Origin of the sequence: Sinomicrobium kalidii (genome assembly GCF_021183825.1) — a bacterium.
Lineage (GTDB): Bacteria > Bacteroidota > Bacteroidia > Flavobacteriales > Flavobacteriaceae > Sinomicrobium > Sinomicrobium kalidii.
In genome coordinates this window covers 1,220,955-1,234,557 of the sequence record NZ_CP089211.1, presented here as the reverse complement: position 1 = coordinate 1,234,557, position 13,603 = coordinate 1,220,955, and the positions used below count along the sequence as shown (strand labels likewise).

At 45.8% G+C, this 13,603-nt stretch carries 8 protein-coding genes; all 8 read right to left on the bottom strand.

From position 1 onward, the window contains the following. Window positions 1-39 precede the first annotated feature (39 nt). Window positions 40-1,848 carry a RagB/SusD family nutrient uptake outer membrane protein gene (locus LS482_RS04940; protein ID WP_233030640.1) on the bottom strand — a complete coding sequence of 603 codons (1,809 nt, stop codon included), beginning with the start codon at window positions 1,846-1,848 and terminating at the stop codon, window positions 40-42. 41 nt (window positions 1,849-1,889) lie between these two features. Then, on the bottom strand, window positions 1,890-5,312 hold the full coding sequence (locus LS482_RS04935; RefSeq protein ID WP_233030639.1) for a TonB-dependent receptor: 3,423 nt from the start codon (window positions 5,310-5,312) through the stop codon (window positions 1,890-1,892). Window positions 5,313-5,484: 172 nt separating this feature from the next. After that, a complete protein-coding gene (locus tag LS482_RS04930) occupies window positions 5,485-6,633 on the bottom strand; it encodes a FecR family protein (RefSeq protein WP_233030638.1) in 1,149 nt (382 codons plus the stop codon). A 71-nt stretch (window positions 6,634-6,704) separates the two neighbouring features. Further along, entirely contained in the window at window positions 6,705-7,265 is a 561-nt protein-coding gene (locus LS482_RS04925) for an RNA polymerase sigma-70 factor (protein ID WP_233030637.1), read from the bottom strand. Window positions 7,266-7,694: 429 nt separating this feature from the next. Then, entirely contained in the window at window positions 7,695-10,046 is a 2,352-nt protein-coding gene (locus tag LS482_RS04920) for a GH92 family glycosyl hydrolase (RefSeq protein ID WP_233030636.1), read from the bottom strand. Between the two features lie 5 nt (window positions 10,047-10,051). Continuing rightward, the gene (locus LS482_RS04915) at window positions 10,052-11,197 is read right to left on the bottom strand and encodes an MFS transporter (RefSeq protein ID WP_233030635.1); all 1,146 of its coding nucleotides are present in this window, start codon (window positions 11,195-11,197) and stop codon (window positions 10,052-10,054) included. 6 nt (window positions 11,198-11,203) lie between these two features. Beyond that, the gene (locus LS482_RS04910) at window positions 11,204-12,112 is read right to left on the bottom strand and encodes an ROK family protein (RefSeq protein WP_233030634.1); all 909 of its coding nucleotides are present in this window, start codon (window positions 12,110-12,112) and stop codon (window positions 11,204-11,206) included. 196 nt (window positions 12,113-12,308) lie between these two features. After that, window positions 12,309-13,601, bottom strand: a complete 1,293-nt coding sequence (locus LS482_RS04905) for a GH36-type glycosyl hydrolase domain-containing protein (RefSeq protein WP_233030633.1) — start codon at window positions 13,599-13,601, stop codon at window positions 12,309-12,311. Window positions 13,602-13,603: the final 2 nt, after the last annotated feature.

Genomic DNA, 13,603 nt, shown 5'->3' with positions numbered 1-13,603 from the left:
GCCAGATCAAACTAAACTAAACGAAATCAAATGAAAACACTACCATCCTGTGTTTTGTACCAGGTCGGTATTGCTGTTAAGTTCGTCCTGGGGTATGGGCCACAGGTAATGTCTTTTATTAAACACGCGTTCTTCGAAAATCACTTTATTATAAAAATCGGCTTCATCCCCGGCGTTAATATCCATGCCATGAAACGATCCCGCGAAAGCTTCTTCTGCTATTTTCCATCTCCTTGCATCAAAATATCTGACGCTTTCAAAGGCCAGTTCAATTCTTCTTTCCTTTCGAATAGCTTCCCGCACGGCCTCCTGTCCGGAAGGGGCTTCGAGGTCTTCCGAACCGTATTCGGGAATACCTGCCCGCTCCCTGATCAGATTCACATATTTGAGGATATCCGGATTACCCGGATCGTATTCGTTCAAGGCTTCGGCATAATCCAGGTAGATTTCGGCAAGCCTCATATAGGGAATACTCCGTTCGCTGTTCCGCCAGTCTCTCGGGGGTACGTTCTTTCTAACGACATAACCGGTAGGGGGATAATCATTCGATCCGGCCTGCCTTCCGGAATTACCGCCATACCAGGTCGTTGTTATAACATCTCCGAAGTTCCGGTTAATCCACAGGCTATTGTTGTAGGTGACCCCTACATAGAACCTCGGCTCCCGGCCTACCCACGGATTGAAGGTTGACCTGCTCTGAAAATCAAACGGTGCGTGGAAATCGGAAAACCCGGTCTCCACATAACCCGATTCAGGATCGTCTATGGGCCTCCCGTTGGCCATAAAATAGGCGTCGACCATTTCCTGGGTAATGCTCAGCCCTCCTGCTCCCCGGACTTCTGTGGGATAACCGAGATGATATGGGGTGCAATCGTAATGATATGCGATCCCCCCACGGGGCCTTGCATAGATCATTTCCTCGTTAAAATCGTCATACATGACCTCCCGGCAGGACAGGTAAGGGTTATAGGAGCCATCTTCATTGTACACCTTGTACAGCCTGAACGTATTGGGAGTGAATTCGTCGATAAACGCCCGGGCCGCTTCGGCAGCCATCTGCCATTTGTTCACATCGTAACTTTGCGGTATCAGGTTCTGGCCTTCGGCATTCTGCAAAGCGGCATAGTCCTGGTTACCATTAAATAAAGGACTTGCATAAAAAAGCAGGGTCTTTGCCTTTATGGCCATGGCAAAGGGGCGGCTCATCCTTCCGGCCCTGTCTCCTTTAAAGGCGATCCCTTCAAGTGCTTCTGCGCCCTGGTCCAGTTCGCTGACAATATAGTTTACGCATTCCTCCATGGTGTTCCGTTGAAGTCCCAGTTCTTCCAGGTTTGCATCGGGGGCTATGGGTTCTTCCCCCATGAGGATCACGGGGCCGTAAATACGGATAAGATTGTAATAATAAAAGGCCCTTAAAATTCTTGCTTCCGCCACCAGCCTTCTTGTAATTTCCTCCGGGCAGTCCTGGCATTGATCTATATTCTGCATAAATGTGGATGCAGAGCGGATAGCCCTGTAAAAATTGGACCACAATGTACTTACATGTCCTGTTGTAGGGTTCCAGTCCCCTACATTCAGGGCGTTCCCCAGGTGAAAAGACCATACGTACTCTGCTTCGTCAGACCCTCCGATCCACGGACCGGAATTACTGGCGGTATATCTTTGGTCCAGTTCGCTGGGAATATGATCGTAGATTGCTGCCAGGTATTGTTCTACCGTACTCCGCTTGGAGAAAGTTTCCTCGAAGGTAAGACGGTCATCGGGAACCTGGTCCAAAAAATCATCATTGCACGATACCGGGATTATTGCCAGCAATGCTACTATTGCTTTATATTTTAAATTGCTCATTAGTTTTGTTATTGTTTGTACTGTTCTCATACCTCCATCCTTTAAAATAAAACATTAACACCTATGGATACTACAGATATATTGGGATAGGTCCCGCCGTTACTCGTCAACAGTTCCGGATCCCACAGATCAAAACTGCTAAAGGTGAGAAGGTTGGTTCCCCTCAGATAAAAACGGACGTTTTCGAGGCTGATCCTTTGAGCCACATTTTTCGGTAGTGTATACCCTATTTCAGCTGTTTTTAATCTTAAAAAGTCTATATCCCTCTTCCACCAGGTACTTCCCTGGGTATTATTGTTCTGCCCTAATCCCGTATCGCCGTAGGACAATCTCGGGTACAGGGCGTAGGGATCGTCATTTTCAGGCGTCCACCGGTTAACCGCAACCGTGTAAAGATTTCCGGTACCCCCACCACCTACAAACGGATGGATCCCCGATCCGTTCAGCATAATATCGGCTTCCTCCTGGCCCTGGAAAAAAACACTGGCGTCAAAACCTTTATACTCACCGGTGATCCCAAAACCGTAAGTCAGGGCGGGAACATCACCCTGGCCGATCTCTCTCTGGTCGTAAGAATCGATCTTTCCATCATCATTCAGATCTTTATACTTGATATCCCCGGGCATGATCTGGCCGAACTGGTCCGGAAAGTTTCCGTCATCGGCCGTTATGAATCCGTCGCCATTGGTATCGTCATCCAGGGTATACAAACGTTCGGCTGTATAACCGAATCTCGCAAGTAAGGGGGTCCCGCGACGGTCCTGCCATTCATATAACTGCTCGGGCTGACCGTTTTCTATGATCTCATTCCGGTTATAAGAGAAGTTTCCCCGGAAACCCAATCTGAATTCGCCGAAATTCTTATTGTACGTCACAGAACCGTCAAAACCTTTATTTTCCACCACACCGAGGTTCCCGTAAGGGTCTGTTGTCAAACCTATATAGTTGGGAAGATCTCCCCGTTGAAGAAAGGCTCCTTTGGTATGCTCCTTAAACAGATCAAAAATGATCTGAAGTTCACTTTTGAACATGTTCAGTTCAATTCCCAGGTCCTGCTTTCTGGATTCTGCCCAGGTGACGTCCACGCCGTAATAGGTCTCCCGTATCCCGGGTGTAAATTGAATATTTTCACCAAAATCGAACCCAAAATCGTTATTTTGTTCTACCCGGCTTAAATAGGAGAATCTTCCGGCACCGGATTCGGCACCGACCAAACCGTCGGAATACCGTATTTTAAGGTAGTTAATCGTTTTAGCAAAGGGTTCGAAAAACTTTTCATTGGAAATTACCCATCCGGCGGCCACCGAAGGGAAAAATCCATATCGGTTTTCGGGAGCAAAGTTTTCTGAGCCGTTATAACCGGCATTGACCTCAAAGAAATAACGGTCGTCGTAGCTGTAAGTGGCACGTCCCGCAAGTCCTTGGTTCCTGAAGGGGATCGACCCAGTAAAATCGCCTGCGAAAGCATTGATATAGTCCGAACGATTGAAAAGAACTAATCCGCTTACGCTGTGTTTTCCAAAATCGCGATTATAATTAAAACTGGTCTCCAGGTAAAATCTGCGGTTTCCTCCGTTCGACCTGTCGTATCCGAGAAAATTCTGTCCTGTATACGTTTCGTTCAATAACAGCTCCCCGTCTTCGGTATACGGGAAGTTCTGGTCTACAAAATAGGTGTTTTCTCTTTTCGACCTTGTGATAAACTGTTCGTTATAGGCATCAAAGGCAAACATTCCCGACCAGGACAATCCTTCGGTTATAAAACCCAGCTGCTGGTCGATCCGTAGGTTGGAGTATATCTGGTTTTTATTTTCGTTTCTGTATCCGCGTTTGGCAACATCGGCATAGGGGTTTCTCAGCCCTCCGTTTGAACTCTTTCCCGGAACATAACCTCCGGGGTATAAGATCGGATATTCCACGGGAGGTGCTTCCATTGCCGCGCTGAATACACTTCCCACACCGGCTCCCGGATAGGTCCCTTCGGAAAGATAGCCCTGAATTCCTACATTTACTTTGGTGGTCCTGGTGATATCCAGGGTTAAATTGGAAGTAAAATTATAGCGCTTGAACCGGGTATCCGAATCATAGCTTTCCAGCCCGTCGGTTACAAATAGTCCGGTTTCATCATAATACCCCAATGAGACATAGTACACGGCATTTTCGGCTCCTCCCGTTACGTTTACGGATGCCCGGCGGTTCCGTCCGAAGTCCTTGAAAACCGTGTCTATCCAATCCACATCAGGGTAAAGAAACTTGTCGGTTTGATTTACCGTATTTTCAATGTATTCCCCGGAATATTTGGGTTCCTGCCCCCTTGTAGTCAGGGCTTCATTGGCCAGACGCATATAGGTTTCCCCATCGGCCAGATCGGGAACATTGGTAAATGAGGTCCATCCTTCATTGTAATCGACCGAAACTTCCGGCTTTCCGATCTTACCTCTCTTGGTTTCAATAAGAATTACACCGTTAGCCCCACGGATACCGTAAACAGCAGTAGCCGAAGCATCTTTGAGAATTGTGAAAGAGGCTATGTCCCTGGGGTCTAAATTGTCGAGGGAACGCTGCACACCATCTACAAGAATCAGGGGACCGGCATTGGTAAAGGTGGAAATTCCCCTGATCCAGATATCGGCTCCGTCATATCCGGGTAAACCGTCGCGCTGCACACCGGTAAGCCCTGCTATCCTACCGGCCAGCATAGTACCGATATTGGCTACGGGTTGTTCCAGTTCTTCAGCTTTGACGGAAGATTGGGCTCCGACCACACTGATCTTTTTTTGCTTTCCGTATCCTACCAGTACTACTTCATCGAGCGACTGGATATCGTTTTCCAGCTGTACATTGATATTCGCCTGGTCGCCGACGGTCACTTCCCTGGTCTTCATACCGATGTAGGAAAATATTAGAACCGCATCCCGGGAGCCTACTTCTATGGTGTAATTTCCATCAAAGTCGGTCACCACCCCGTTTACCGTTCCTTTTTCCGTGACATTAACACCGGGTAGCGGTTGTCCCTGTACATCTGTTATCATTCCCTGAATGGCAAGTTGAGTAGTTTTTTTAAGGTCTTCAGTAACCTCGATTTCTTTGGGTTTTTCCGTTTTTCCGGATTTGAGGATGATCTGCTTTCCTGCGATATGAACATCTATGGCCGTATTTCTGAACAGTTTTTTTAGAACCTGTTTCAAAGGAGTCTTTTGGGCGTGTATGGAAACAATCCTGGAGTAGTTAATTTCGTCGTCCTTGTAAATAAACCGATAGTCTGTTTGCGCTTCTATGCCCGTCAACACTCTGTCCAGGCTGACATTTTCCATTTCCAGGGAAATTTTATCCTTTTGTCCGTACAGGAAATTTGCATTGGTCTGAATTATCGTGAACAAAAGGAGGATGGTGGTAAGTTTCATTTTCAAGTCATAACTTAAAAACAAGGGGATTTCCTCCCCCATTTTGGTTGGTTTTTTCATATCTTTATGGTTCTGTTTTGTGGTTAATTAGATTTAATCACTTCCAAATCGGGGAATGTGGCCGCATTTCCCGGTTTTTATAGCGTAGGAAGCCATTATCATTTTGTGTGTTCAGTTCGAACGTTTTTTTGCCCGATCATGTTTTTTCTTCTTTCATATGTGCTGTTTTGGGTTAATGAATTATGATCTTATCGTCGGTTATACGGTAATCAATACCATAGTGTTCTTTAAAAGTTTCCAGTACCTGTGTGAGGGGTTGTTTATTGTCGAAACTTGCGGTAAACAGCATATCCCCGATAGAGTCTGCGGGCCGGACGATCTCAACATTGTATTGCCGTTCCAGCTTTTTTAAAATATGCTTCAGCTTCATATGTTTAAAAACCATTTGTTCCCTGATCCAGGAAGTATATACAGACACATCCGTTTCCTTTACATCGATATTCTGCCCCTTTTTGTCCCATGTGGCCTTGTGCCCGGGAGCGAGCAGTGTTTTTTCCGAATGTATATAGTCTTTTCCCTCATACAGGCCCACAGCACCTTCCACCAGAACGGTCTGTACTGCAGGGTCTTCTTCATAGGCGGATACATTGAATTTTGTTCCCAGGACGCGAACATTCAGGCCGTTGGCTTTTACAACAAAGGGATGCGAGGAGTCCTTCGCGACTTCAAAAAAGGCTTCGCCCCGAACCGTTACTTCGCGGTTCCCGGCTTCGGGGAACCGTACGGGATACCGGATTGAAGTCCCCGAATTCAAAAGTATTTTGGAACCATCAGACAAGATAATGTCAAAGCGCTTACCGTAAGGGACTGTCAGGGTGTTATAGGTTATTCGGTCTTTTTGGCCTGTTTTTCCGCTATTGTATATCAATGTGTTCCGGTTCTGTTTTCCGACCACACTGCCGTCTTGTCCCCGTATCACTTCCCGGCGGTTCTCCGGAATAATTTCAATGGCGCCGTCTTCCTTTTGAAGTGTTATGACATCTGCAGGAATCTCATCCGGCGAAGTACTTCGGGTGGTTAAAAAGACCCATCCCGAAATCCCGAGCAATAAAATAATGGCCGCGGCATATTTCAATAAATGCCCGGGTGAAGAAATGATATTTCTCTTATTCTTTTTTTCGACAGATTCCTTGAAATCAGACAGTTCTTTTTCTATATCAATTGACGAAGAAGTTGCATCAAAAGTATTGGCCAAATGCTTCGCCTTAAAATCATTGTAGTATTTTTGATTTTCTGCCGATGCGGTGATCCAGTCTTCCACAATCCTTATTTCGGAAGGACTCGCTTTTTCTTCAATATATCTTAAGATTAAGTCATCCATGAATTAAATCGCCTTTATATTATTATAGACGATTTAAAAAGAGCAATTACCTAAAACGGATAGCAGAAAATTTAAAAAAAGAAAGAAATGAAATCCTTTAAATGAAGCCTCATATACTTTAAAGCATTGGCTATATGATTATCAACAGTTCTTGGAGATAAATTTAAAAGAGCAGCGATCTCCTTTCGCTTCATGCCCTCTATCCTGCTTTTTACAAACACTTCTTTGCATTTGTCCGGAAGCAGGTCGATACTTTCATCAATCTTTTTCTGTAATTCGTTTTCCAGTAGGAGTGATGCCGCTTCATCTTTCAGGAACTGCTGTTGGATGGATTTTTTTTTCTCCGAATAATCGAGCCGTACTTCACGGTGCTTTAAAAGATCCAGGCAACCGTTCCTGGTAAGTGTATAGAGATAGTTGTTAATATTCCTGATGGAACCGATGTTATTCCTGTTTTCCCAGAGTTTTAAAAAAGTATTCTGAACAATTTCTTCGGCATCTTCCCGATAAACAACATACCCTTTGGCTATGTGTAATAATTTATCATAATAAAGCCTGAATAAATTGTCGAAAGAAGTACTATCGCTATGGTCTTTTTCTGTCTTTTCAGTATGTAGCCGGATCCGTTTCAAAAAGATGGTCTAATGTGTTTTATTAGGTATAGTTCAATATATTTAGTTAATTGCATAGATAAATATATTTATTGATGTAATTTATCAAAAATAATTAAAAAATTGTTATATCTCACACTAATTTCAAAAGAGAGAAATGCAAATCCCTTCGTTCTTTAAAATCAACCTGTTTTTATTTATGCCATCAGGAGTATATTTTAACAAAAATAGAAAATAGCTATTTGTACCAAATAAGATGCAGAAACAAAAAACCCGCTCTTTACGAAGCGGGTTTTTTTAAGGTGGAACTTCCGGGACTATTGTCGAACCGATTTGTGGAAGAATTGATGTTTCTTGCAGGAATTATTTGATGTAAAGTGAAGGTTCAATGAGTCTATAATCTTTACGGTCAATTAAGAAAAGTTTAAGCAAATTTATTGTAAACACAGGTCATTTGAACAAATCTTTATCAGGTGTATTTCCCATGACAAAATGAAGATTTGCACCCGATTTCAGGGTTTCCAGGGAGATCTCATTCCGGTGATATTCTTTCCCGTCCAGTGTAATGGATTGGATATAGTAATTCCCGGGAGCATTGTTTTCCGAAGTGATATTGATCGTATTTCCGTAACCGTTCTCAATCCGGATGCTATCAAACATAGGGCTTCCGAATTGAAAAGAGGGCTTTAGCGCTGTCAATCCCTTGACATCGAATAATCCCATGGAAGACATTACGTACCATGCGCCCAGTTGTCCCTGGTCTTCATCCTGCCCGTATCCGTATCCGTGAACGTCCTCTGTCCCGTAGAAGCTATCGCAGATCTTTCTCACCCATTTTTTGGTCAGCCACGGATGGTCTGTATAATTGAACAGCCAGGCAATGTGCAAATTGGGCTGGTTTCCCTGGTTATACAGGTATTTTATTCCTGCAAAGGCATCGATATCCTCTCCGCCGAATTTGGTCTTCTCGGAAACCGTAAAAATGGAATCCAGGCGTTTTACAAATTTATCTTCCCCCATTTTATGGACCAGGCGCTCAGGAGTATGGGGTACGTAAAAGGTATATTGCCAGGCATTTCCTTCCTGAAAGCCTATCCAGGGGGCAAAAGGGTCGAAATCCCGGATAAACTCCCCGGAAGCCAGCCTGGGACGGATAAAGTCAGATTCCTCGTCGTAAATATTTTCCCAGTTCTTCGATAATTTCATCAGTTCTCCATATTCTTTTTCCTTACCTAACGCTTTGGCAAACTGGGCCACTGCAAAACTGCTATAGCTGTATTCCAGGGTATGGGAGGCTGAAAATCCCGAGCCTGTGGGATTCGAATCCATGCCTTCGATCTGATTGATATAGCCCTTCTCGACAAAACCTTTCAGGTCCGTTTTTCCGGCTCCCGGGTTCCTGTTTTCATACTTTACTTCATTTTCATACGCGGCCCTGAATGCCAGGTCCACATCATAGTCCCGTATACCCGATTGATAGGCGGAGGCCATGATCAGACCTACAAAATTGGTTCCGACACCGGAGACGAATTTGGAATTGGCCAGCCCGTCGCCGAGCCATCCGGAGTTTTTGTACACTGCCAGATGCGACTGTATAAAATCGTTGTAATATTCTGGCCATACCAGGGTCCATAACTGGGTAAGGTTCCAGAACGCCCCCCACACCGAATCAGTATTGTAGAACTCAAATTCGGGGACTCCGTTTTCATCCGGGGGTATCTGTCCTACGCTACCGTCGTTCTGCGGAAATTGCCCGTTGACATCACTGGCCAGTCCGCGGCCCAATAGAGCGTGGAACAGTCCTGTATAGAATTTTGTTTTATTGACAGTGGAAGTATCGGTCACTTTGATCTTGTTCAATTCCTTTATCCAGGTATCCCGGGCCGCTTTTCGGGCCTGTTCGAAATCCAGATCGCGGGCTTCCGTCATCAGGTTGTTTCGGGCGTTTTCCAGGGAAGTATAGGAAAATCCGGCCTTAACTTCTACCATATCGTCCTGTTTTGTTTTAAACCTCAGATATATTCCAACACCCTTACCCTGTCTGTCGGTTTCTCCGGGAAACTGTTGCTCTCCCTGAAAAGTACCTACGGCCGCGGGAGGAGTATCTACTTTTGCGGAAAAAAACATTTTAACTTCCCCTTCGGGTTGGTATTTCTGCACGTATTTCGGATAGGTGATCACCCACCCTTCTACGGTATGGTCCTTTTTGTTATAGGAAACATAGGCGTCTTTGACATCCCCGCTTTCTCCCAGTTCGTTACCGACATCCATGATCACATAAGAACTGTCGGATTCGGGAAAACGATATCTCTGGAATCCTACACGTTTGGTAGCCGTAAGTTCGGCGGTAATCTTATAATCGTCCAGGAGTACCTTGTAATAGCCGGGTTGCGCTACTTCATCCTTCCTGCTGAACCGGGAGCGATAACCCGAATCCGGGTCTTCCAGGGTACCGGGAACCGTTTTTAACCGGCCTGTCATGGCAGAAAATAAAAAACCGCCGACCTGGAATTCGTGCAGGTTGGCAAATCCCTCAATACTGTGATGGCGGGAATCGTAGCCCACAGCATCCCAGCCATGGGCATTGCCGTAGCTCCCGTTGGTCGAGGGGCCGAGCTTGGCCATTCCAAAGGGTACGGAAGCCGGTGTATAAAAAAACCAGCGACTGTGTGCCGTCCCGATGTTCGGGTCTACATAAGCCAGGACATCAGCGTCTGAAGACGATTTTGTATCTGTGTTCTGCCTGCTGTTATTACAGGCTAAAAGTGTCAGAACAGGAAGTAAAAGGAAAAATCGTATCATAATAATTATTGGTGTTTTTTAAATAAGAGACCGGAAAAGAAAACATACCCCGCACAGCAGACCAGAACTACAAAGCTGAGGGAAACCCCGGCAGCATTGTTGATAAGCCCCATTACGGGAGGGATGATGGCCCCTCCCACAACAGCCATGATCATCAGTCCCGATATTTCATTGGAACGTTCGGGCATGCTGTTTATGGTCATGGAAAAGACCAGGGGAAACAGGTTTCCCGAACTGAGACCGACCAGGAAGATCATAGCGAGGGCGAATTCGGAGGTCGGGGAGAGGATCAACAACACTAAAAACAGTACGGTAAGCACGGATAACCAAAGCAAAAAACGCCGGTTATTGATCCTTGACAGCACCAGGGCGCCCAGGAACCGGCTGATCATCAATGCTGCAAAATAAATACTGATCCCCAGCGACGCCTGTTCGAGAGAAAGGCCGAATTTCTGAACGAGCAGGTTCTGTATATTGGTGTTCATGCCTACGTCGAGCCCCACAATGAGAAAGATGGCCAGTACCGTTAACGCAATAAAAGGTTTTGTCAAAAGCGCGATCGATGTTTTAAAGGAAGCCTTCATTTCCGACCGTGACTCCACGATCGGGGTCATGGCCAGCCAGGCCCCGGAGAAAACGGAGGTTATGCCATAGATCAGGAATACCAGTTTCCAGTCTCCGAATTGCACGACCATGGTCGTGACAATAATAGGCCCCAACAGTGAACTGATGGCTTTTATAAACTGTGAAAGGCTCATAAAACTCGACAGCTTTTTTTCGCGGACCACATCCTGGAGCAATGGATTTGAAGAGACCTGGATGATCGTATTCCCGATACCGAGCAAAACAAAACAGCCCAGTAAGGAACCATAAGAATATACCGTAAACGGGATAAACATTCCCATGACGGTAAAGACAATCCCCCACAGGAGCATTTTTCGCTTGCCGTAATTGTGCTGCAAGATCCCGACGGGAATGGAAAGAATAAAAAACCAGATAAAAACGGTCGAGGGGATCAATTGTGCCAATTCGGGAGAAAGGTCGAAATCCCGCTGGGCATACCCGGTGCTGACTCCTATGATATCTACAAAACCTATTACGATATAACACAACAGAACAGGAAAAAGGGTATTTGTCTTAAATTTATTCATTGTGAATTACATTAATTTGATGGTTGGTTTTACGGCGTTGTAATAGGTATCGTCAATAAGCAGGGCACTGCCGATAATGGCAGCTTCTTCACCGAATTCGGACACGTAGACTTCTGTTTCCGGCAGTCGATCGGTCAATGCGGGGCCGAAATGCGGAAATGCCCTGGCAATATTTCCCCCGAGGACGAGAACCCCGGCAGAAAAACCGGATAAATAGGGGAGCAGGAATTCTCCCAGGTTTTTTCCGAATTCGGTAAAGGTTTGCCGGGCATAAGGATCTTTATTTACTTGTTCGTACAGCGTCCTCACGTTGGGTGTTTCTTTTCCGGACAAGGTCTTGTAAAGGTTTATGATCCCCCGTGCGGAAAATACATTGTCGGCAATTTCGTTCCCGTAATACTTGTTGTAGAGAAAACCGCCTTCCGGCACCATTTTGTCCCTGATGACCGGTTTGCCCCCGATCAGGAAACTGGAGCCTAGCCCGGTCCCCAATGTTATCGCTACTGTCCGCCGATACCCGGAGGCACGGCCGATCATGGTCTCTGCAATGGAAAAGGCGGTGGCATCATTTATAAAACGGATCTGCGAGGGAGCCATCTGTAGTTTTTCGGCCAGTTCCAGACGGATACTGACCCCGTACAGCGCCTGTAATTTTCCCACGCCTTCGATCAGGCTGATCCCGTTGTAGTAATCAAAAGGCCCGGGTATGGCTATTCCGATACCACGGATAGCGGTATTCCCCTTGTCAAGGCATTCCGAAACGGCTCTTACCCAATGGCCGATGATCTCCGCTTTGCCGGCCCCGGTGTCAACCTTACGGTACACCAGGGTTTCCCGGTTTAACCGGCTGGCAGCGTGTTCATACATACACGCGGTAATATGGCTTCCCCCTATATCTACTCCGATACTAAACATCTTGCTGTTTTTCCGATGTATAATTTACCGCCCGGGATCCCGGGGCAGTTTGTTATTATTGCCGATCTTCTGCTGTGGAAAATTCTCTTCCTGGTCCCGCAGTGTTTATCCGGGTTATCATATGGTGCTGATCCCATAAATTTAAAGTTTTGAATCTACAAAAAACAACTTCCACATTTCAGCTAGGTAAACATGATTATTCCGATTGGTCCAGGAACAGTTCAACAGCATCATACAAAACCCCTGCCGATCCCTTGAAGGAAGCCGAGCCTTTAGGGGTATTGTCTAATGTGTACCACTCAAAAAAACCGTTGTTTTCAATAACCCTGTCCAGCATGGGGCCCATATGTTCATACGCTTCCTTCTCAAAGCCGTTTTCAAAAAGGGCGATCACCATACGGCCGCCGAACCACGTCCAGTCCCCTCCGTTCTGGTAACCGTACGGATACATGCCTTTATTTAAGAAAGCTCCTTCGGGATAAGGAGGGTAGAGGGTAAGGCCTATGGTGGATGCCCCGGATCTTTTCATGTTATCTACCATTTTTTGCAGGGAGACCTCAATCTGTTTTTCAGATAACAAACCGGCCCGGATGGCTACGGCAGTACCGCCGTGATAGTATATCTCATTTTCATTGAGATCGTCCGGAAAGGGGGAGCCGTTCAGATAGATATGCGGGATAAACTTTTCATTTTCCTCATCCCACAGGTATTTCATGGCATTTTCTGCAATGCTGTCCCGGATCTTTTTCCATTTCTCTGTCGTTTCGGGAATGAGTTCCGTCATATTGGTCAGGGCAATAATGAACATGGCATTATCGTAAATATCAATGGCATAATGGGTATCTTCCGTCAAAAACACTCCCCATTCATGCTCGGGTTGTACATCGCCCCAGTCTGCTGTCGTTGCCCCCCATATCAATCCGTGTTTTTTGTCATATCTTTTTTGGAGGAGGAACTCCATGGCCAGTTCCAGGCGTTCCGACACTTTTTTGCCGCCGATCTTTTCTTGCAGGAAAGCAGTATCTCCTGTTTTTATGACATATTTGTATACGGCCTGGACCAGCGAGGTTTCCTGGTCGGTTTCTACCGTGTTTTTATGGCCCGCATATTTTTTCTCCAGTTCCGTATGGATGTAATTATATCCCCCTTCGGAAACACCGGCCTTATTTTTGGGGACAAAGCCGTCTACAATATTTCCGTCTTTTCCCTGAAGTCTGAAAAACACCCTCAGGTTCTCCTTTAATATGTCTTTGTCATTTACTTCGGCAGCGAGATTCACGAAGGTGTTGTAATCCCTTATCCATACTTCCGCGTAGCCATCTCCCGCATTGAACCCGGTCTTTGCCAATTGAAGTGCTTTTTCCCGGACTACATGGAGTTTCGTGTCGTTATATGCGGTTTGAATTACCGGGTTTTTCCTGCTGTTTGTTCTGCCGCAGGATGTGAAAAAAAGGGGCAGTAGCAGCGATGTCAGTAAAATGTATTTCATTT

Bases quoted from the DNA above. Each gene is read 5' to 3' on its own strand.
- LS482_RS04910 (WP_233030634.1), bottom strand. From the start codon at position 12,112: ATGTTTAGTATCGGAGTAGATATAGGGGGAAGCCATATTACCGCGTGT.
- LS482_RS04920 (WP_233030636.1), bottom strand. From the start codon at position 10,046: ATGATACGATTTTTCCTTTTACTTCCTGTTCTGACACTTTTAGCCTGT.
- LS482_RS04935 (WP_233030639.1), bottom strand. From the start codon at position 5,312: ATGAAAAAACCAACCAAAATGGGGGAGGAAATCCCCTTGTTTTTAAGT.
- LS482_RS04930 (WP_233030638.1), bottom strand. From the start codon at position 6,633: ATGGATGACTTAATCTTAAGATATATTGAAGAAAAAGCGAGTCCTTCC.
- LS482_RS04940 (WP_233030640.1), bottom strand. From the start codon at position 1,848: ATGAGCAATTTAAAATATAAAGCAATAGTAGCATTGCTGGCAATAATC.
- LS482_RS04915 (WP_233030635.1), bottom strand. From the start codon at position 11,197: ATGAATAAATTTAAGACAAATACCCTTTTTCCTGTTCTGTTGTGTTAT.
- LS482_RS04905 (WP_233030633.1), bottom strand. From the start codon at position 13,601: ATGAAATACATTTTACTGACATCGCTGCTACTGCCCCTTTTTTTCACA.